The following is an 18,303-nucleotide window of genomic DNA, read 5'->3' as shown; positions in this document are numbered from 1 at the left end:
TCGCGTGCCACAGTTGAGACATGATCAACGACCCGGGTTACGGCGGCACCCATCGTCACGACGACACGCAGGCCATGCCCCACGCGTCAGGGCCTTATGGGGCGCGTTCCGACGGCTACGCAGCTGCGCGAGACAGGCACCACGGCAGCTCTCCGGCCGGCGACGACGGCTACCGGGCCGACGCGCCCTACATCGACTCGGCCGGCGCGACTCACGGCGGACGGGCCGCGGGCGCCGACCAGCCGTACCCGTACTCGCCGTACCCGTCGGGCGCGCCCTCCGGTCAGGGTTCGCCCGGGTACAACCAGGGCCCGTCATGGCAGGGCGGCTACGGTCATGGCCCGAGCGGCGCGCCGGGTTACGACCAGCAGGGCAACGGTGCGTGGCAGGGGCCGACCGCCCAGCGGTTCCCGGGCCAACAGCCCCAGGGCTACGGGTCGTGGCAGGGCCCCGTGCAACCGGGCGTCGCACACGGCCAGATGCTCTACGCGTCGGGCCTGATCGACCCGATGACGGGCGAACCGCTCTCCGACAAATCCAAGATCGCCGCCGGCCTGCTGCAGCTCTTCTTCGGCTACTTCGGCGTCGGCCGCTTCTACATCGGTGACACGCGAACCGGCGGCATCCAACTCGCCCTCGGCCTCATCGGCCTGTTCGGCACGCTCATCCTCGTCGGCTTCCCGATCCTCGTCGGCGTCAGCATCTGGGCGTTCATCGACGCGATCCTCATGCTGACCGGCTCCGTGCGCGACCCCTACGGTCGCAAGCTGAACTGAGCCACCACCCGACGAGTAGCGTCGAACCATGAGCGCTTCGAGTCAGCCCACCGCCCCCTGGGGCCATGCCCGCGCCGTCACCGTCGCCGACCTGACGTTCGACGTCGCCACCGCCGGCCCTGATGACGGCGCGCCGGTGATGCTGCTGCACGGCTTCCCCGAGTCGAACGCCCAATGGCGTTCCGTCGCAGCGCAACTCGCCGACGCCGGCCACCGCGTCATCGCCCCGAACCTGCGCGGCTACTCACCCGCCGCACGCCCCCAGGGCGCTGAGAACTACTCGATCGACGAACTCGTCGGCGACGTCATCGGCCTGCTCGACGCCCTCGACATCGAGCGCGCTCACCTCGTCGGGCACGACTGGGGCGGCACGATCGGGTGGTTCGCCGCCATCCGCCACCCCGAACGTTTCGCGACGTACACCGCCGTCAGCACCGCCCACCCCAGGGCCATGCTCGACGCCATCGCCACCGACGAGTCCCAGCGCGACGCCATGCAGTACATCAAGACGTTCCGCGAACCCGACGCCGCCGAACTCCTCATGGCCGACGACTGGCGCCAGCTACGCGAAGGCTGCCACGACCTGCCCCGGGCGACGTTCGACGAACACGCCCGTCTCCTCGCCAAACCCGGCGCCCTCGATGCCGCCCTCAACTACTACCGCGCCTACGGCCCCCACGACGCCGCCGACCTCGGCCCTTGCACCATCCCGACGACGTACGTCTGGGGCGCGGACGACTTCGCCTTCGGCCGCACCGCCGCCCACCTCACCCACGCCTACGTCGACGCCCCCTACCGCCTCGTCGAACTCGAGAACACCGGCCACTGGATCAGCGACCTCCACCCCGAACCGCTCGCCGCCGCCATCCTCGAACGCATCGACGAGGCCCACGGACGCTGAGCTGGCGCCGTCATCGCCGCCACTCGAAGGGCCCGGCGGAGGCGCGCGCTCGCCCGACGGGTCTGTGTGCTCGCTCGGCAAGCCTGTGGACCATCCATGCCAACGACCGCGGGAGGGCGCCTCAAGCGCACCGAGCCCATCGAAACGCACATTGGACGCTCTGGATGCCCGCAGCCTTGACGGGCGACCGACACTCCCACAACACGGCGTTACCCGCCAGTTGGAACCGATGAGCTCCCAGGTTCCTCTAATGTGTTGATCAAACGTCCGTGGCACGGGAGGAAAACCGCGATGTCCAACTCGAACGACGACCTGAACGAGCAGCCGACGCAGATGGCGTCGGCCGGTTCGCACGAGCAGGCCGGCGAGGGCCAGTCGACCTGGCAGAGCCAGGGTCAGCAGGGTCAGCACCAGGCAGGCGGGCTCGGCGGACAGTTCGCTGCCAACGAGGGCGAGACCCGCGCGATGCCGCACAACGCCTCGAACGCGCAGGGCTCGAACGGGTACGGCCAGGCCGCCGGCGGCCCCGGCCAGTACCCTCCGGTTCCCGGCTCCGCTCCGCAGGGCGGCACCTACCAGACGTCGGGCGGGCAGCAGGGCTCGAACCCCGCCGGCCAGTACGGCTCCGGGTACGGTTCGTCGGCACAGAATTCCGCGCCCAACAACCAGGGTGGTCAGTGGAACTCGGCTTCGCAGGGGCAGCAGGGCGCGCCCTACGGCCAGAACGGCCAGGGTCAGCCCGCCCAGCAGAACGGCGGCTACAACTCCTCGCCGCAGGGCTACGCTTCCGGCGCGCAGGCTGGATACGCCAACACCAACCAGCAGGGTGCCGCCTACAACCCCGGCCAGCAGTAAAACCAGGGCCAGACGGTGACGCAGAACCAGTACGCGCCCCAGAACGGCGCGACGGCCGACAAGCCCCGCCCCGGCCTCGGCAAGACGCTCGGCTGGGGCCTCGTTGCCGCCTCGCTCCTCGCCATCATCGGTGTCTTCGGCACCTGGATGTGGGTCAAGCTCGACGCCGGCACGCTCGGCAACTTCAACGCCTCGACCAACGGCATCGGCATGAAGTCGAGCAACATCCCCAACTCCAGCTCCGCCGGCGATGACAACAAGATTACTGACGGCTGGTTCGTCCTCATTCCCGCCATCATCGCCCTGGCTCTCGGCGTGCTGCGCGCACTCGGTAAGATCCGCAAGCCCGTCATGTGGGCCGGCGCGGCGCTGGGCGGTATCGCCACCGGCCGTCGCCGTCTACGACTACTTCGACGTCCGCGACAAGCTGGACGAGGCCAAGCAGGGCGCGAACGGCCTCGCCGGGTTCAGCGCCGGCAGCGGCTGGGGGCTGACGCTGTGCATCATCGCGGGTCTGCTCATGCTCATCACGAGCGTCATCAGCGCCCTGCGCGACTGACGAACACCAGCCACCGCAGAGGCGCCTCACCCGAACAGGGTGGGGCGCCTCGGGCGTTGTCGGCGAAGATGACGGGCGCTGTGCAACTGTTCCAGCCGCAGCGTCGCCTGTGGACGGTGACGGCTGTGGATGACGAGCGCGCGGCCGGTCGTGGCGTCGCAAGACTGACGTCATGTTTCCCGCACCCGAACCGCAGCCCACGTCGTTGCCGTACCCGCTCCCACCGCCTCACCCGCGCGTGGACAGCTACGGCCCGCCCAGCGACGCACCCCACATGCCCCCGACTCAGAGCTTCGCGCCTGACGCTCGGGGCCACCACGACAGCGGGTGGAACCACGATCAGCCCATGCCCGGCGCCTGGCCTTCGGGCGCATGGTCGTCGGACGCATGGGCCTCAGGGCCGTGGACGCCCGGAACCGTCCCCCCGCAAGGCTGGTCGGCTGGGCCGTGGGCTCCTGGGGAGTGGACCGCGGCGGGGTGGCATCAGGGAAGTTGGCAACCCGGCCCATGGCAACCCCGCGCATGGCCGACGCAGCCCGCATCCGTGCCGCAGCATTCACCGCGCAAGAAGACGACAGCGGGGCTCCTGCAGATCGTCGGTGGCTGGGCGGGCCTTGGCCGGTTCTACGCCGGTGACTCACGCCGCGGCGGCATCCACCTCGCGGTGTTCAGCAGTGGCATCTTCGTGCCCGGCTGCACGATGCTCAGCGTGTTCATGGTCGCCTACGGCGTCATCGACGGCATCCAGATCCTCATCCTCAACGCCCGCGACGACACCGGCCGGTTGTTGAGCGAATGAGGAGGTTGCTGACGACAGCTCAGCGTGCTTCCAGACCTGAGATCAGGGTGCTGACCCGCTCGCGGCGGCCGTCTTCGGAGCCTCGGGGCCTCCGGTGCCGAGCGTATTGGTCGGCTCGGGAGCAGGCGGCGTCGTCGCCGGGGGCTGCGTGGGCGCAGGCGTCGTCGGGGCCTGCGTCGTCGGCGGCGGTGCGGACGTCGTGGTGGGTTTCGTCGTCGTGGTGGTCGACGGCGCCGTGGTCGTCGACTTCGTCGTCGGCTTCGTCGACGTGGGCTTCGGTTTGGACGAGGTCGTCTTCGGCTTCGTCGTCGTGCGAGGCGCGCGCGTCGTCGTCGTGTGGGGCGCGCGCGTCGTCGGCGCAGTGCGCGTGGGCGCCGTGGTCGGTGCCACCGTCGTGGCCTGCGCGGTCGGCCGGCTCGACGAGGTCGTCGACGTGCTCGAGGAGGACGACGAACTCGAGCTCGATGAACTCGACGAACCAGACGACGAATTCGACGGCGTGGCCGATGTGCTCGACGCCACCGAGGCCGGGAGCTCGGAGTCGCTGTTGCTGCCGTAGTTCTTCGCGAACATGGTGGCACCGACCAACGCGCCGGCACCGATGATCGACGCCGTCACCACCCCGATGAACGCGCGACGACGAGACCGGTTGGCTTCTTCCTCAGCCAGCAGGTCATCGTGCTCGTCGTCATGCCAGAACGGCTCATCCTCCACCATCGTCACGAGTCTACGAAGGTGCGACGCCGACGACAAACAGGCAGCCGGAACCTCGTCGGAAGATGAGTCTGCGGCACTCGACGTCCGGGACCCGCGCGCGTGCGGGGCACGCGGCCGTGGCGACGTCGACGGTGTGTTCGAGCTTTCCGCACCCCTGCGGCGCCAGGATCTCGACACCGAGTCCGGCATGCCACCGGGGCGAGCCGTCAGCTCGGTCGTCCAAGCCGCGCGGTCTTCCATGCGGCGCCGGCACTCAGTTCGACGCGAGGTCGCAGATGTTGTACCACCCCTGCAGGTTCGTCTCGTTCTTCTCGAACGACGTGAAGTTCCACGCCACCTTCGTGTACGCGGGCCGCCCGCGGCACGTGCCGAGCTTGGCCGTGATGTACGCCTTCTGCCGCGGCAGGTCGACCATCGAATCGGAGTTCTCGCCGTTCTCGGCGACGCCCGTGGCACGTGCCACCTGGCTGCCCCAGCTGCTCCACACGACGTCCGTGACGAACATCGTGTGGTGCGACGTGATGGCGAACGTCGACGGCTTGACCTTGCCGATGCCATCGGCGATGACCGGGCTGCCCGGCGTGAGAACTTGCTTGCGCCCGAACGTCACACCACTCACGGTGCTCGGCGTGGGATCACCCGGCGCAGGCGGGCGCTCGGAGGTCGCGCTGTACGTCGGCGAACTGCGCGTCGCCGACGGTGACGTCGGCTGCGGCGGCACCGTCGACGACGCAGGCGTCGTGGGGGCAGCGGTGCTCGACGTCGGGGCCGACGTGGAAGTCGGCGCGCTCGAGGACACCGCCGTCGACGTGGTGGGTTGCGACGAGGTCGATGACGGCGTGGTCGACGCCGTCGCCGTGTACGACGACGTGCCCGACGCCGGGTTCGACCCGTCGTCCGATGAACAACCCGTCAGGGCTGCGAGGCCGGCGATGAACGTGATGCTGACGATCCCCCGAGTTCTCATGCTTCAACGCTAGGCCGCTACCAGGCGGTAGGGGTGCGAAGTGGCCGGGAATTCGGGGTGCGAGATCAGCAGGTTCACCATCGAGCCGACGAGCCCGCCACACGGTTGGCGGAACTCGTCGGCTGGACGAGATGCGTCAGGGGGTGACGACGATCTTGCCGCGCGTGTGGCCCTCACGGCTCTGGGCGAAGGCATCGGCGAGCCGCTCGAGCGGGAACGTCGCGGCGATGTCGACGCGCAGCGCGCCGTCGTCGACGAGTTGCGCGAGCTTCGCGAGATCCTCGGCGCTCGGGCGCACCCACGCATAGAGCCCGCCATTCAGCGCGACGCTCGGGTCGGCGACCGACACGTGCCGCCCGGCCGGGGTGAGCAGCTGCATCGTCTGCTCCTCGACGTCACCGACGTAGTCAGCGCTCACCGTCACGCCGTCGGGTGCGATGGCGCGCACACGCTCGACCAGGCCGTCACCGTATTCGACGACGTCGTCCGCCCCGAGGCCGCGCACGTACTCGTGGTTGCGCTCGGACGCGGTGCCGATGACACGCGCCCCGATGTGCTTCGCGATCTGCACCGCGTACGACCCGACGCCGCCGGCCGCACCGTGCACGAGCAGCGTGTCGTTGGCGTTGAGGTTGAGACGCGTCAGCGTCTGGTACGCCGTCAGCCCGGCGAGAGGCAGCGAGGCGGCTTCCTCGAACGTCATCGACGCGGGCTTGCGAGTCGCGGTACGCACCGGGACGGTGACGAGTTCGGCGAACGTGCCGCCGGCCACGACGTCCTTGCGGGCGTACGCCATGATCTCGTCGCCGACGCGGAACTCGGGCGCGTCGAGCCCGACGGCCTCGACGACGCCCGCGACGTCCCAGCCCGGAACGGCGGGGAAGACCGTCATCATGAGCGGGTCGAGCCCGCCCGACATGACCTTCCAGTCGACGGGGTTGACGCTCGCCGCCTTCACGCGCACGAGCACCTCACCGGGGCCGACGCGCGGGGTGTCGAGGTCGCGCAGTTCGAGAACACTGTCATCGCCGTAGCGGGAGTACGTCATCGCCTTCATGCTCAGTTCAATGACATGCGCGGCGCACGTATTCCGTCATGCGGTCGGCAGGAGTCGTCAATCACCACGTCGAGCGCGTCCCCGTTCGTCGCGGCGTGACGTGGCGCGCGCCGGGGCGGCAGGGCGGCACGTCGCACCCCGGCGTTCCGGCGTCGAGGATGAGCGCGGCGCGCTGATGACGCATCATGGGCGCGTGCATGACGACGACGCGACACACGAGTTGCCCCTCCGATCGGCGGGAGAACACCCGGCCGGGATGGCCTCCGGGGGAGACGCTTCCGAACCGGACACTGCGCCGTCGGACCCGTCGGACCCGTCGGACCCGTCGGATCGCCCCGTCCTCGACGTCGGGCTCGTCGTCTCACCCGCAGCGCTGACGAGCGCGACGCTCGCGCCCGACGTGACGGCGGCGCTCGCGGCGCAGTACCCGCAGGTCGAGTGGAACCTCGTCGTCAACGAAGATCGTCTCGCCGAACCGCCCGTCACGCCCCTCGACCTCATCGAGACGGCACGTGATCGGATGCTCGACGAGAACTGGGATCTCGTACTCGTCCTCACCGATCTGCCGCTCAAGGACGGGCGCCGCGTCGTGCAGACGCAGCTGTCGCCCGTCCATGGCGTCGGGCTCGTCGTCGTGCCGGCCCTCGGTGTCGGGCAGGTGGCGACGAAGGTGCGCGCCGCGTGCGTGCGTCTCGTCGAGGAGCTGCTCCACTTCGACGGCGACGACACGAGCGACGACATCGACCGCCGTGCCCGCCAGCGGGCCGAGGACGTCGAGGGGCGCGACGACGAGAACCCGGTGCAGTTCGCGGCGCGCGTGCTCGGCGGCAACGTCGGGGTGCTGCTCGGGCTCGTGCGAGCCAACCGTCCGTTGACGCTCGCGCTGCGCCTCAGCCAACTCATCGCGGTGACGGCGGCAGCCGGCGCGCTCATGCTCATCACGCCGGACATCTGGGTGCTCGCAACGAACTACGGGCCGTGGAGGCTCGGCCTGCTGTCGGTGATCGCCGTTGTGGCCGTAGCGGTTTCGCTGATCGTCGGGGCGAAGTTGTGGGAACGCCCGCGCCGCCAGGCCGAGCGCGAACAGGTGATGCTCTTCAACGTCGCCACAGCCCTGACGATGACGATCGGCGTCAGCGTCTTCTACCTCGCCGTGTTCTTGCTGGCGCTCGCGGCCGCTTTCCTGCTGCTCGACGGGCATTCGTTCCAGCAGTTGTCGGATCAGTCGTGGTCGATCGGCAAGATCGTCGAGAGCGCCTGGATGACGGCGTCGCTCGCCACCCTCGGCGGCGCCGTCGGTGCCGGCCTCGAGGAGGACGACATCATCCGAGCCGCCGCCTACACCCGCGAACCCGACGAGGGGTGAGCTGAGAGCCACCCCTCCTCGGCGGTCATCGCTGCGCAGCCCCGGGGGTCGTGGCTGCATCAGACGGGGCGACCACGCGCCGCGGGGTCACCGGCCCGTAGGCGGCGCGCACCGAGGGCGGCAGAACGAGTGCTGCGACTGCCAGCAGCGGTAGCCAGAGCGCGAAGGCGTCGAACGTCAGGCTGACGATGGCGAAGACGCTCGCTGCTGCGTAGGTGATGAGCACCGTCAGCACTGCTACCGGCACGACCACAACGGCCAGCATGCGTCCATTGGCCTGGCGCCGGACGACGGTGGCCAGCGTGCCGTAGATCAACGTCAGCAGGGCGAGCAGAACAGCCATCCACACGGTCCCTGTCGACGTCGGGAGCTTGGGCGAGAAGCCGATGACGTCGGCGACCTCCCGGGAGCGGTTGTTCAGCTCCTCGCTCGCCGACGCGTACTCATCCGGCGCCTTGCTGATCGCGATGCGAGCCCCGACCATGAGGCAGAACTCCAGGGCGCTGGTGACGGCGGCGATCGTGAAGGCCGCGGGCACCCACTGCGTCCACCGCTCGGCGGCGGAGTGAGCATCATCGGTGGCGACGTCGGAGCTGTTCCAAGCTGTCGGCGATGACGCCGTCGCGGCGGCGAGTGCGACGAAGGGCAGGCCCGGGCCGACGAGGACGAGGTAGTTGCCGGCCAGGGTGAAGTCGTGCTGCATCCAGGCTCGCAACAGAGCGCAGACGGTGAGTGCAACGGCGAGCGCGCTCACAAGACCTCGCTGGTGTGCTCGGCCGACGATGACGCTGTAGGCGATGAGGGCGCCGACAGCAGCAACGAGAAGGTAGTGCGCGATGACGAGGGCCAAGGTCCAGGAGGCAGCAGCGTCGAGATCGCCCGTCATCTCTGCGAAGGCCTTGATGATCGCAACCACCGGGGCCAGGACGCCGGCAACAGCGAAGACAACCGTGCCCCATCGCACCGCCGCGCTCACCGTGGGATCACGCTCGTCGTCCAGGCCGGCGAGGGCGAGGCCGGCCGCCGCTGCGAGAAGGACCTGGGCGAACGCGGGAACGTTGTGCTCGGGCGTGATGAGGAGCAGAACGGGAGCGACGAAGACCGCAGCGAGCGCGGGCAGGCACAAGACCGCTCGGATGAGGAGCCGTGCACGAGGCGCCACGTTGGCGCCGGCGACGCCGGGGAGGAGGACGATCTGAGCCACGACTGCGAGGATCACCCCGATCACGCCGACGAGCGGGAGGACATGATGTGCGATCGAGGCGTGCCCGCCGAGGAAGTCGACGACTCGGTGGAAGGTCGATTCGTCGCTGGAGTCGTAGGCGTCGTCGTAGGAGTCGTCGAACACCGAGCCGTCAGCAGCATCGGAAGCACCTTCGGCGTCGATGGCCCACCAGGTGCCCAGCGCCGTGAGTGCCAGGGCGAGCGCGCCGATGAGGCGCAGGATGCCGGCGATGTGCGGACGCAGGTCGATGGCGGCATGCGATGTGCCCGTCCTGCCGCTCTGCGGTGATGCGGGCGCGGGCGTGACCCAGGGGAGGCCGGGCGAGCCGGGGTTCCCGGGGGTGGGGCGAGTGGTGGGGGTCGGCTGGCCGGCGGGGCCGGGCATCGGAGCTGCTCGACGCGCCTCCGGTGCGACCTGTGGAGGTGTCGCTGTCCCGCAGCCTGTGCAGAACCGTGCCTGCGGGGGTAGTTGCGTACCGCAGTTCGTGCAGAATGTCATGGGTACCTCGAAGGATGCGAGCACGGGGGCTCGTGGGGTGGAATGTCGAATCTGCGCCTCTGACGCACGCGGCAGGCGTTTGGTTTCACGTGAAACCGATGAATTTCAGGAGTAGTGGCGGCTGCCCTTGACGGGCGCTGGTGAGGTGCGTCGGCTGACGGCACCCGCCCGCCGTCACAATGGGGACATGCCCAGCCGTTACGCACAGCTCTTCTTCGGCCCGACGACGCGGGCGCGTCAGGAAGCGGTGAACAGTCACATCGCCTACTCCGACGGTGGTGAGCACGACGACGGTGAACGCATGCCGCTCGGCCCCGCGCAGGTCGGTCTCATCGCCGGGCAGCGTCACTTCTTCCTCGCCACCGTCACGCCCAGCGGGTGGCCGTACATCCAGCATCGCGGCGGGCCTCGGGGATTCGTCCACGTCCTCGACCCCCTCACCGTGGCCTTCGCCGACTTCGAGGGCAACGAGCAGTACGTCTCCACGGGCAACATCGACGCCGACGGCCGCGTTGCACTGTTCTTCGTCGACTACCCGACGCGCACGCGGCTCAAGCTGTTCGGGGCGGCACGTGTCGTCGAAGCCGACGACGATGCCGCGCTGCACGCCCGCCTCATGACGACCCCCGGCGGCGTGATCCCGAGCCCGAGCCGCCGGATGGTCGTCGTCGCCGTCGAGGCGTGGGACATGAACTGCCGCAAGTACATCCAACCGCGCTACGAACGTGACGCCGTCGACGCCATGATCGCTCCCTACCGCGACGACCTCGCCGCAGCGAATGCCCGGATCGCCGAACTGGAGGCTCAGCTCGCCGCGAAGGGCGACCCTCGCTGACGGGGTTCGTCAGAGCGAGCGGCGCGTCGGACGCCGATCCTCGCCGTCGAGACGCCGGCGCGACACAGCCGTCGCGCCGGACGTCACGGGTGGTCGCTCGTGCCGTCGAAGTAGCTCATGAGGCGCAGCATCTCGGGAACGAGGGCGTCGTCGACGTCGTCACCCGGCGTGCGCAGTGCGCTGATCTCGTGGTGGAGGCGTTCCATGTCGGCGTCGAGCCGGTTGGCGGTGTCGGCGGCCGTCGTCAGCTCGGTGAGCAGGTGCTCGGGTACATGGCCGTCGTACTTGTAGTAGATCTTGTGCTCGAGGCTCGCCCAGAAATCCATGGCGATGGTGCGCAGTTGCACCTCGACGGGCACGGATTGCGCTCCGCTGGAGAGGAACACGGGCACCTCGATGATGAGGTGCAGGCTGCGGTACCCGTTCGGTTTCGGGTGCGCGACGTAGTCCTTCTCCGACAGGAGCGTGACGTCGTGCTGCGCGAGCAGCAGGTCGCGGACGCGGTACACGTCGCGCGTGAACGAGCAGACGATGCGCACACCGGCGACGTCGGTGATGTGGGTGCGGACGTCGTCGATCTTCGTGCAACCGCGTCGGCGCGCCTTGCGCAGCAGCGAATCCATCGACTTGAGGCGCGTGCTGACGTTCTCGATCGGGTTGTAGCTGTTCGCGTGCGTGAATTCACGCTGCAGCACGCGCAGTTTCGTCTCGACCTCGTCGATGGCCGAGCGGTACGCCACCATGAGCTGCTCGACCTGTGCGAGACGCTGCCGCGCCTCCTGGGGCGTCAGCGTGGCGGGTGGCATGGGGTGCGAATCGGTCATCGATGAGCTCCAGGGTGCGGACGGACACCACAGCCTAGAACGCTCTGTTGCGTGGTCGTGACGCATTGATCCCCCATGCAACCTGCCGGCGTCCTACCGTTGATCCGTCCTGCTCCTTCCGGACTCGAGGTCCCCATGAAATCGCTCGCCACCACAGCCGGTGTCGTCATGCTCACCGCATCGATCGCCTGGTCGGCGCCCGCCACGGCGCACGATCACCACGACCGCCATCACCACCATCGGACGACGAGCGACGCGAAGCTCACGCCTCGCACGCACTTCACGATGAAGGCCGACGGATCCAGTGCAGCCGCCGAGGGTGGGGAGGGCATCCCGAACATCGACGTCGTCAAGGCGACGATCCGCACCTACTACGGCGCGGATTCGACGGGCGTCGCGAGCCGCACCTCGTCGCCCTACATCACGGAGATGAAGCGTCTGCTCGCGGCGAAGGAGAAGCAGCTGCCGGCGCTGCTCGCCGACGCGAAGAAGCACCACAAGAAGCCCGCGATCGTCTTCGACGCCGACGACACGACGCTGTGGACGTACGACATGCAAGACGCCGCGATGCACTTCCAGTTCGACCCCGCGCTGCAGGACGAATGGGTGCAGGCGCAGCGCTTCGAGGCCGTCCGGGCGATGGTCGCGTTCGAGCGCAAGGCGCAGGCGATGGGTTTCACCGTCTTCGGCATCACCGGCCGCAACGACAACCAGAAGAGCGCGACGGTGAACAACCTCGCCAAGGTCGGTTACCGCGGATTCACCGAACAGAACTTCTACACGAAGTGGACCGGGGTCGGAACGAGCCAGAAGCCGGCGTACCTGACCTGCGCGACGGTGAAGTGCACGACCGTCGAGTACAAGGCCGGCACGCGCAAGCACATCCAGTCGATGGGGTACTCGATCGCCATGAATCTCGGCGATCAGTGGTCCGACCTGCAGGGAGGCCAGGCGAAGCAGAGCGTCAAGCTGCCGAACCCGACGTACTACCTGCCCTCGCCGAACCTGCCGGGTCGTGACGACAGGGGCATGGGGCCTCACACGCATTTCACGATGAAGGCCGACGGCTCGAGCGGCAGGACGGTGGGTGGTGAGCACATCCCGAACATCGACGCCGTGAAGGCGACGATCCGCACCTACTACGGCGCGGATTCGTCGGGCCGTGCGAACAAGGCGGATTCGCCCTACATCCGCGAGATGGCCGCGCTCACACGCCGCGTGAAACCGGGCGTCCTCGCTGCGTGCCGTGAGGGCAAGCGCCACGGCACGAACCCGGCCATCGTCCTCGACGCCGACGACACGACGCTGTGGACGTACGACATGGAAGACGCTGCGATGCACTTCCAGTTCGACCCCGCGCTGCAGGACGAGTGGGTCCAGGCGAAGCGGTTCCGCGCCACCCCGTCGATGGTGGCGCTCGCGAACGACGCCGCGAAGAACGGGTGCGCGATCATCGGCCTGACGGGGCGCTCTGCGTCGCAGAAGGACGCGACGCTCGCCAACCTGCGTGACGCCGGGTACACCGGCTTCACCGCGGCCAATTACCTGACGAAGTGGGCGCCCGGCGCGCAGCCGGAGTACATCACGTGCGTGACGTCGAAGTGCTCGACGATCGAGTACAAGTCGCAGACGCGCGCGTTCAAGGAGTCGAAGGCCGGCGGGCGGTACCACATCGTCGCGAACTTCGGTGACCAGTACAGCGACCTCATCGGCGGCCATGCCCGTACGAGCGTCAAGCTGCCGAACCCGACGTACTACCTGCCCTGAGCGGATCGGCCGCCCCTGGCATCGGGGCAGTCGACGCGGCTCGGGTGATTCCGGAGCGCCCCGATGCCGCTGCGCAGAAGATCCCCGCCACCTCGTGAGGTGGCGGGGATCTCGCGATGAGCACTCAGCGCAGGCGCAGCGCGTTCGCGATCGTGAAGTGCATGTCCGTCTGATCGGTCAGGCCGAGGAAGTTCGCGGCGTACGGCCCGTACGCGCCGACGCGGACCTGCGTTCCCGTGTGCTCCTGCGAACCGCCCGCCGGGGCCGTGCCGTAGGAGAGCGTCATCGGCGCGCCCTCGTTCGTCATGAGGGTCGCCGTGAGACCCGGCGTCGTCATGCCGGCCGGCACGATCTGGCTCGTGTGACCGTGGTCGGCCGTCACGACGACCATCGTGTTGCCGTCACGCTTGGCGAAGTCCAGCGCAGCCTTGACGGCCTCGTCGAAGTTCTTCGTCTCACCGATCTGACCGCACGGGTCGGCCGCGTGATCGCGCTTGTCGATGCTCGCGCCCTCGACCTGGAGGAAGAAGCCCTTGCGGGAACCCCTTGCGTCGGAGAGCAGGTTGATTGCCTTCTTCGTCATGTCCTTCAGCTGCGGCTGCGAAGCCGTCAGCTTCGGGTTGGGCGTGCAGCGTGCGGGAGCAGCCTTGGCACCGTCCTTCGTGGCCGCGGGGCCGCTCCACTGCACCTCGAAGTTGCCGGGGGTGAACAGACCCAGCACCGGGTGCTTCTGGTCGGCGCGGCGGATCTTCGCGAGATCGGCGGCCGTCGTCGGCAGCTGGTAGCCGCGCGCCTGGGCCTGCTGGCGCAGCGTCATGTCCTTGTACTTGCCGGCCTTCGCCTTCTCGTCGAACGTCTTCGAGCCGCCACCGAGCGTGACGTCGGGGCGCGTGTCGAGAGCCTGCTCCGCGATCGAGCCCTTGCCGCCCTTCTCCTTGGCGTTCGTCGGGCACTTCGTGCTCGTGACGCTGGGGCCGTAGCAGCCGCGCTCGGTGACGTGGGCGAGCTGGACGGCCGGCGTCGCGTCCTCGATCTCCGCCGTCGAGACGTTGCCGGTGCGCAGGCCGTTGTGCTTGGCCATCTCGAGCAGGTTCTTCTGATCCTTGCCGCGCACGTCGACACCGATGGCGCCGTTGTACGTCTTCGTGCCCGTGGCCCAGCCCGATCCGGACGCGGCCGAGTCGGTGACGTAGTCCGGCTTGCCGTCCTTCGTGAGCGAGAACGTCGTGTACTGGCCCGTCATCGGCATCGCGTCGATGCCGGGCAGGCGGCCGTCGGCACCGACCGTGTAGTTGCGTGCCGACGTGATCTCCGAGTCGCCCATGCCGTCACCGATGAGCAGGATGACGTTGCGCGGGTGGCCGCTCTTCACCTCGTGGCGCATGGACTTCGTCTGGTCACCGTGCAGACGTCGCGCGCCGCCGTGATCGGAGAGATCGGGCGCCATCGACGCCGCAGCCGTCGTGGCGCAGAGAGAAGCCGCCGCGACGGCGGTGGCGAGGGCGATGCGACGGTGCTTCGTGGGCATGAGAGAAGGCATGAGAACTCCTGCGTCGAGGGGGTGTGCAGGAGCAGTCAAGGAGCGGCACGTGAACGCCGGGTGATACGCGGGGGTGCATCAGACGTCGAGGAAATGAGCGATTGTCGATGGATCCCGCCGATCCGATGCGTGGGGGAGGATGACGCACGGCCCACGTCGGAGTTCGGATCCCCGCCGTGGGTCGAGCGTCTCGTTCGCGGCTCTCAGCACCTCACTTCGTCGTCAGGCCGCGTTCGATCATGCTGCGGGCCCCGTCGACGACGGCCACGGTCCACGGGCGCGGTTCGAGGCCGAGCAGCTCGTGCTCGCGGGTCGTGCAGACGCGCTTGACGTAACCGAGATCCGGCACGACGCCCCGCACGTCGGCGCGGAATCGTCCGGCGATGCGCAGGAGGAACGACGGGATGGAGCGCGTCGGCACCTTCTTCGCGTCGTCACCGAACGCCTCGCGCAGCAGGGCCGCGACGTCCTTCATCGGCGTCGCCCTCTCCTGCGCCGCGACGAGGATGCGCTTGCCGGCGGCGCCCTCGGCGTCGATCGCGCGCACGTGCGCGGTCGCGACGTCGCGCACGTCGACGAACGGGATGGCGATGTCGGGCGTGCCCGGCATCGAGCCGTCGAGCATCTCCTGCAGCAGGTGATTGGTGCCGGAGATCGAATCGCCGAGCAACGGGCCGACGACGGCGACCGGCAGGATCGTCACGAGCTCCGGGCCGCCGTCTGCGACGGCGTCCCACGCCGCGCGCTCGGCGAGCACCTTGCTGCGCCCGTAGGCGTCCATGCCGGGGCCGTCGAGCGGCGACCAGTCGTCCTCGGTGAAGACATGGTCGATCGGGCCGTGACCGAAACCGGCGGCGTGGAACGCGGACGTCAGGACGACACGGCGCGCCCCGGCGCGACGGGCGGCCTCGATGACGCGCACCGCGCCCTCGCGAGCCGGACTGATGACGGTCTGCTCGTCCTTCACCTGCCCCGGCATGACGGGCGAGGCGACGTGCAGCACCGCGTCGACACCGTCCATGGCGGCATCCCAGCCGTCGTCGCTCGTGAGGTCGGCGGCGACGAACTCGAGACGATCGAGGTTCGTCGCGCCGGCCTGCTGCAGCGTCTCGCGGACGGAGGCCTCGCGCGACGTGGAGCGCAGCGTGGCACGCACGCTGCGGCCGGCGTCGAGGAGCTGGAGGATGCAGTGACCGGCGATGAAACCGGATCCGCCGGTGACGAGGACGGGGGAGGAAGGAGTCATGACTCATCCTCCGCCCAAGTTCGTTGACGGGTCAACAAGAGCGCATTCGCGCTCGCGGGTCAGGCGGCAGCGGGCTCGACGAACGTCATCGTGAACGCAGCGGGACGACTCGTGTCGGAGCACAGCGTCGCGTAGGGGGTGACGGGGGCCTCGACCGCGGTTTCGAGTGCGGTGTCGGGCGTCGTCGTCACGATGGCGAGGGTGAACGGGTTCGTGATGGTCATGCGAAATCCTTAGGAATGAGTGGCCGTCGGCGGCGCGAGGATTCGCGGCTGCGCCTGGCGGCGAGAGGAGGATCCGGGCCGGGCGACGAGAGCGCGGGGCGGGGATCGGTGAGCGGGACGAGCCGGAGAAGATTTCTCGATCGGCTGCGTGCTCTACCTCCACTCAACCACACGATGAGCTGTTTCATGCCATCGGGGGGCGACGCGTCTCTCACGGCGACGCGTGACGCCGCGACAAATCCGACGGTTCTTCACGCGCCGGCGCTGCGCCGACAGCTCGGGTCGAGGAGGAGGCTGACCCCAGGACGAAGGAGATCACCATGACCATGACGGGGCTCGAGAACGACGTCGCTGCGGCGTACCGAAACTTCGCGGCGCACGAGGCGCACGGCAATTCACGTGCGTACGAAGCGATCTGCGCTCTCATCGCGGACGACGAGCGCGCTCTCTCGCTCATCGCGGCGCTGCCGGCCGCCAAGCGTCAACCCAACCTCGTACTCGCTTCGGCCCGCCTGCTCGGTGCGAACACCGACGATGCGTCGAGGTTCGTGGGATTTCTGCGCGAGCACTGGGACGCCGTGCGTGATGTGGTACTCGAGCGCGCGACGCAGACCAACGAGGTGGGGCGGTGCGCGACGCTCCTGCCGTTCATCGCGCAGGCAGTGCGCGAATCGGGCGCGCGGGCCATCGCGCTCGTCGAGGTCGGTTGCTCCGCAGGTCTGACGCTGTACCCGGATCTCTACCGATACGTGTACGTCGCCGAGGACGGCCGAACGGTTCGGCGCAGCATCGGAGCGCCGGAGCTGACGTGCGAGGTGGGCGCCGCGTCCGAGCACCTGGTGGAGAGCGCTCTGGACGTGTCGACGATCGCATGGCGCGGTGGGCTTGACCTCAACCCGCTCGATGTCGTCTCGGGCGGCGGCGCGGAAGCGAGAGAGAACACGCGGTGGCTGCAGGCTCTGGTGTGGCCGGGGCAGCACGAGCGCTCAGCGCGGTTGGGCGCCGCGATCACCACCGTCAGGGCGCACCTCGCGGCGCATCCGCAGGACGCCCCGCACGTCATGACCGGCGACGTCGTCGACGATCTCGACCGCCTCGTCGACGACGTGCCCGAGGATCTTCACCTCGTCCTCTTCCACTCCGCGGTTCTCGCGTACGTCGACGAGGCGAAACGCGACGCGTTCGAGCGTCGCATGGCGCAACTCGGGTCGCGTCCGGGTGGTTTCACGTGGATCAGCAACGAGGCCCCCGGCGTCATGCCGCGAGTACGGGCGGCCCTGACGGCGATGGACGCCGACATCCCGGCCGGACGGTTCGTGCTCGCCGTCGACGGTGTGCCGCGGGCCGTGACGGGGCCGCACGGGCAGACGCTCTCCGTTCTCGGCGCCGGGTGACGGCTCCCCGGCGGCGGGGCCGGGCATCGCCGGGATCGCTGCGCGAGTTTTACGCATCTGCACCAGGAATGTCACGCACAATCCTGGTACAGATGCGCAAAACTCCGGCAGTTGAGGGGCGCGCGATGACGTCAGCCATTCCCTCGCCGCGCCCCCGCCCGAGGGCCGAACGCGGCAATCAGGGGCCGGCGGGCGCTGGGGCACGCTGATGGGGTGAGCGTTGGGGGAGGGCGAGCCATGCGTGGTGGGCCCGATACGCTCGCGGAATGGTCGAAGAGAAGCTGATCCGCGTGGCCGCCGTCGTCTTCCGCGACGAGAGAGGCCGCGTGCTGACGGTGCGCAAGCGTGGCACCGAGCGCTTCATGCTGCCCGGTGGAAAGCTCGAGGACGGCGAGACGTTCGCGCAGACGGCGTCGCGCGAGGTCGAGGAGGAGCTGGGGCTCGTCGTCTCGGCGGCGGAGCTCGAACCGCTCGGTACCTATCGCTCGGACGCGGCTAACGAGCCGGGATTCGTGCTCGAGTCGCACGTGTTCACCTACCCCGGCGAGCTTGCGCAGACGCCGCGCGTGGCCGCTGAGATCGCGGAGATGCAGTGGTTCACCGAGGCGCAGCTGCGCGACCCGGAGGATGGAGTACTCCTCGCGCCGATGCTGCAGTTCAACGCCGTCCCGGCGATCTTCGACTGACGGGCTGGTGTCTTGACGTCGCGCGCCGCGCTGACGGCTGACGTCTTGTTGCGCTGACGTCTCGCGA

General features: G+C 69.0%; 19 protein-coding genes and 1 pseudogene. 12 read left to right on the top strand and 8 right to left on the bottom strand.

What is annotated here, in order from left to right; genetic code table 11:
* Positions 1-20 precede the first annotated feature (20 nt).
* The 6 genes from B2284_RS09765 (at position 21) to B2284_RS09740 (ending at position 4,449) form a co-directional block, all read left to right on the top strand.
* The gene (locus B2284_RS09765; RefSeq protein ID WP_006944805.1) at positions 21-776 is read left to right on the top strand and encodes a TM2 domain-containing protein; all 756 of its coding nucleotides are present in this window, start codon (positions 21-23) and stop codon (positions 774-776) included.
* Positions 777-804: 28 nt separating this feature from the next.
* Entirely contained in the window at positions 805-1,677 is an 873-nt protein-coding gene (locus B2284_RS09760; RefSeq protein WP_074040081.1) for an alpha/beta fold hydrolase, read from the top strand.
* Positions 1,678-1,968: 291 nt separating this feature from the next.
* Positions 1,969-2,532, top strand: coding sequence for a hypothetical protein (locus B2284_RS09755; protein ID WP_074040082.1), 564 nt, complete (start codon positions 1,969-1,971; stop codon positions 2,530-2,532).
* A gap of 250 nt (positions 2,533-2,782) precedes the next feature.
* Positions 2,783-3,091, top strand: a complete 309-nt coding sequence (locus tag B2284_RS09750) for a hypothetical protein (RefSeq protein ID WP_136788219.1) — start codon at positions 2,783-2,785, stop codon at positions 3,089-3,091.
* 544 nt (positions 3,092-3,635) lie between these two features.
* Positions 3,636-3,890 (top strand): NINE protein, encoded by a 255-nt coding sequence (locus B2284_RS09745; RefSeq protein ID WP_006943521.1) that lies wholly within the window; start codon positions 3,636-3,638, stop codon positions 3,888-3,890.
* A 94-nt stretch (positions 3,891-3,984) separates the two neighbouring features.
* Entirely contained in the window at positions 3,985-4,449 is a 465-nt protein-coding gene (locus B2284_RS09740) for a hypothetical protein (protein WP_136788217.1), read from the top strand.
* A gap of 411 nt (positions 4,450-4,860) precedes the next feature.
* Here B2284_RS09740 and B2284_RS09735 read toward each other — a convergent pair whose 3' ends face one another.
* Positions 4,861-5,226: a hypothetical protein gene (locus tag B2284_RS09735; RefSeq protein ID WP_074040087.1), complete on the bottom strand. Its 366-nt coding sequence runs from the start codon at positions 5,224-5,226 to the stop codon at positions 4,861-4,863.
* Between the two features lie 10 nt (positions 5,227-5,236).
* Between B2284_RS09735 and B2284_RS09730 the strand changes: the two genes are divergently transcribed.
* On the top strand, positions 5,237-5,587 hold the full coding sequence (locus tag B2284_RS09730; protein ID WP_136788216.1) for a hypothetical protein: 351 nt from the start codon (positions 5,237-5,239) through the stop codon (positions 5,585-5,587).
* A gap of 123 nt (positions 5,588-5,710) precedes the next feature.
* Here B2284_RS09730 and B2284_RS09725 read toward each other — a convergent pair whose 3' ends face one another.
* Entirely contained in the window at positions 5,711-6,631 is a 921-nt protein-coding gene (locus B2284_RS09725; RefSeq protein WP_136788215.1) for an NADP-dependent oxidoreductase, read from the bottom strand.
* A 256-nt stretch (positions 6,632-6,887) separates the two neighbouring features.
* Between B2284_RS09725 and B2284_RS09720 the strand changes: the two genes are divergently transcribed.
* Positions 6,888-7,997 (top strand): hypothetical protein, encoded by a 1,110-nt coding sequence (locus B2284_RS09720; protein ID WP_286697423.1) that lies wholly within the window; start codon positions 6,888-6,890, stop codon positions 7,995-7,997.
* A 25-nt stretch (positions 7,998-8,022) separates the two neighbouring features.
* On the opposite strand, the gene B2284_RS09715 is transcribed toward B2284_RS09720, so the two are convergent.
* Positions 8,023-9,606, bottom strand: a complete 1,584-nt coding sequence (locus tag B2284_RS09715; protein WP_286697422.1) for a hypothetical protein — start codon at positions 9,604-9,606, stop codon at positions 8,023-8,025.
* Positions 9,607-9,654: 48 nt separating this feature from the next.
* Positions 9,655-9,720, bottom strand: a pseudogene (locus tag B2284_RS14505) (zinc-ribbon domain-containing protein); the annotation flags it as partial.
* A gap of 187 nt (positions 9,721-9,907) precedes the next feature.
* Here B2284_RS14505 and B2284_RS09710 point away from each other — a divergent pair.
* Positions 9,908-10,555: a pyridoxamine 5'-phosphate oxidase family protein gene (locus tag B2284_RS09710; protein WP_136788213.1), complete on the top strand. Its 648-nt coding sequence runs from the start codon at positions 9,908-9,910 to the stop codon at positions 10,553-10,555.
* A gap of 83 nt (positions 10,556-10,638) precedes the next feature.
* Here the strand turns inward: B2284_RS09710 and B2284_RS09705 are convergent, their stop codons facing one another.
* Positions 10,639-11,379 (bottom strand): GTP pyrophosphokinase, encoded by a 741-nt coding sequence (locus tag B2284_RS09705; RefSeq protein WP_240742472.1) that lies wholly within the window; start codon positions 11,377-11,379, stop codon positions 10,639-10,641.
* Positions 11,380-11,514: 135 nt separating this feature from the next.
* Between B2284_RS09705 and B2284_RS09700 the strand changes: the two genes are divergently transcribed.
* Positions 11,515-13,146, top strand: coding sequence for an HAD family acid phosphatase (locus B2284_RS09700; protein ID WP_286697421.1), 1,632 nt, complete (start codon positions 11,515-11,517; stop codon positions 13,144-13,146).
* A 124-nt stretch (positions 13,147-13,270) separates the two neighbouring features.
* Here the strand turns inward: B2284_RS09700 and phoA are convergent, their stop codons facing one another.
* From phoA to B2284_RS09685, 3 genes are all read right to left on the bottom strand, one after another.
* Positions 13,271-14,686, bottom strand: coding sequence for an alkaline phosphatase (gene phoA / locus B2284_RS09695; RefSeq protein ID WP_240742471.1), 1,416 nt, complete (start codon positions 14,684-14,686; stop codon positions 13,271-13,273).
* A 211-nt stretch (positions 14,687-14,897) separates the two neighbouring features.
* Entirely contained in the window at positions 14,898-15,932 is a 1,035-nt protein-coding gene (locus B2284_RS09690) for an NAD-dependent epimerase/dehydratase family protein (RefSeq protein WP_136788211.1), read from the bottom strand.
* Between the two features lie 59 nt (positions 15,933-15,991).
* Positions 15,992-16,156, bottom strand: coding sequence for a hypothetical protein (locus tag B2284_RS09685; RefSeq protein WP_170957168.1), 165 nt, complete (start codon positions 16,154-16,156; stop codon positions 15,992-15,994).
* Positions 16,157-16,476: 320 nt separating this feature from the next.
* Between B2284_RS09685 and B2284_RS09680 the strand changes: the two genes are divergently transcribed.
* On the top strand, positions 16,477-17,550 hold the full coding sequence (locus B2284_RS09680; protein WP_205747104.1) for a DUF2332 domain-containing protein: 1,074 nt from the start codon (positions 16,477-16,479) through the stop codon (positions 17,548-17,550).
* A 266-nt stretch (positions 17,551-17,816) separates the two neighbouring features.
* Positions 17,817-18,236, top strand: a complete 420-nt coding sequence (locus B2284_RS09675) for an NUDIX hydrolase (RefSeq protein WP_136788210.1) — start codon at positions 17,817-17,819, stop codon at positions 18,234-18,236.
* Positions 18,237-18,303 lie beyond the last annotated feature (67 nt).

This window comes from Dermacoccus sp. UBA1591 (assembly GCF_002322065.1).
In the GTDB taxonomy this organism is placed as follows: Bacteria; Actinomycetota; Actinomycetes; order Actinomycetales; family Dermatophilaceae; genus Dermacoccus; species Dermacoccus nishinomiyaensis.
Note: the sequence above shows the minus strand (reverse complement) of the source record. Positions and strands in the feature narration are given on the sequence as shown.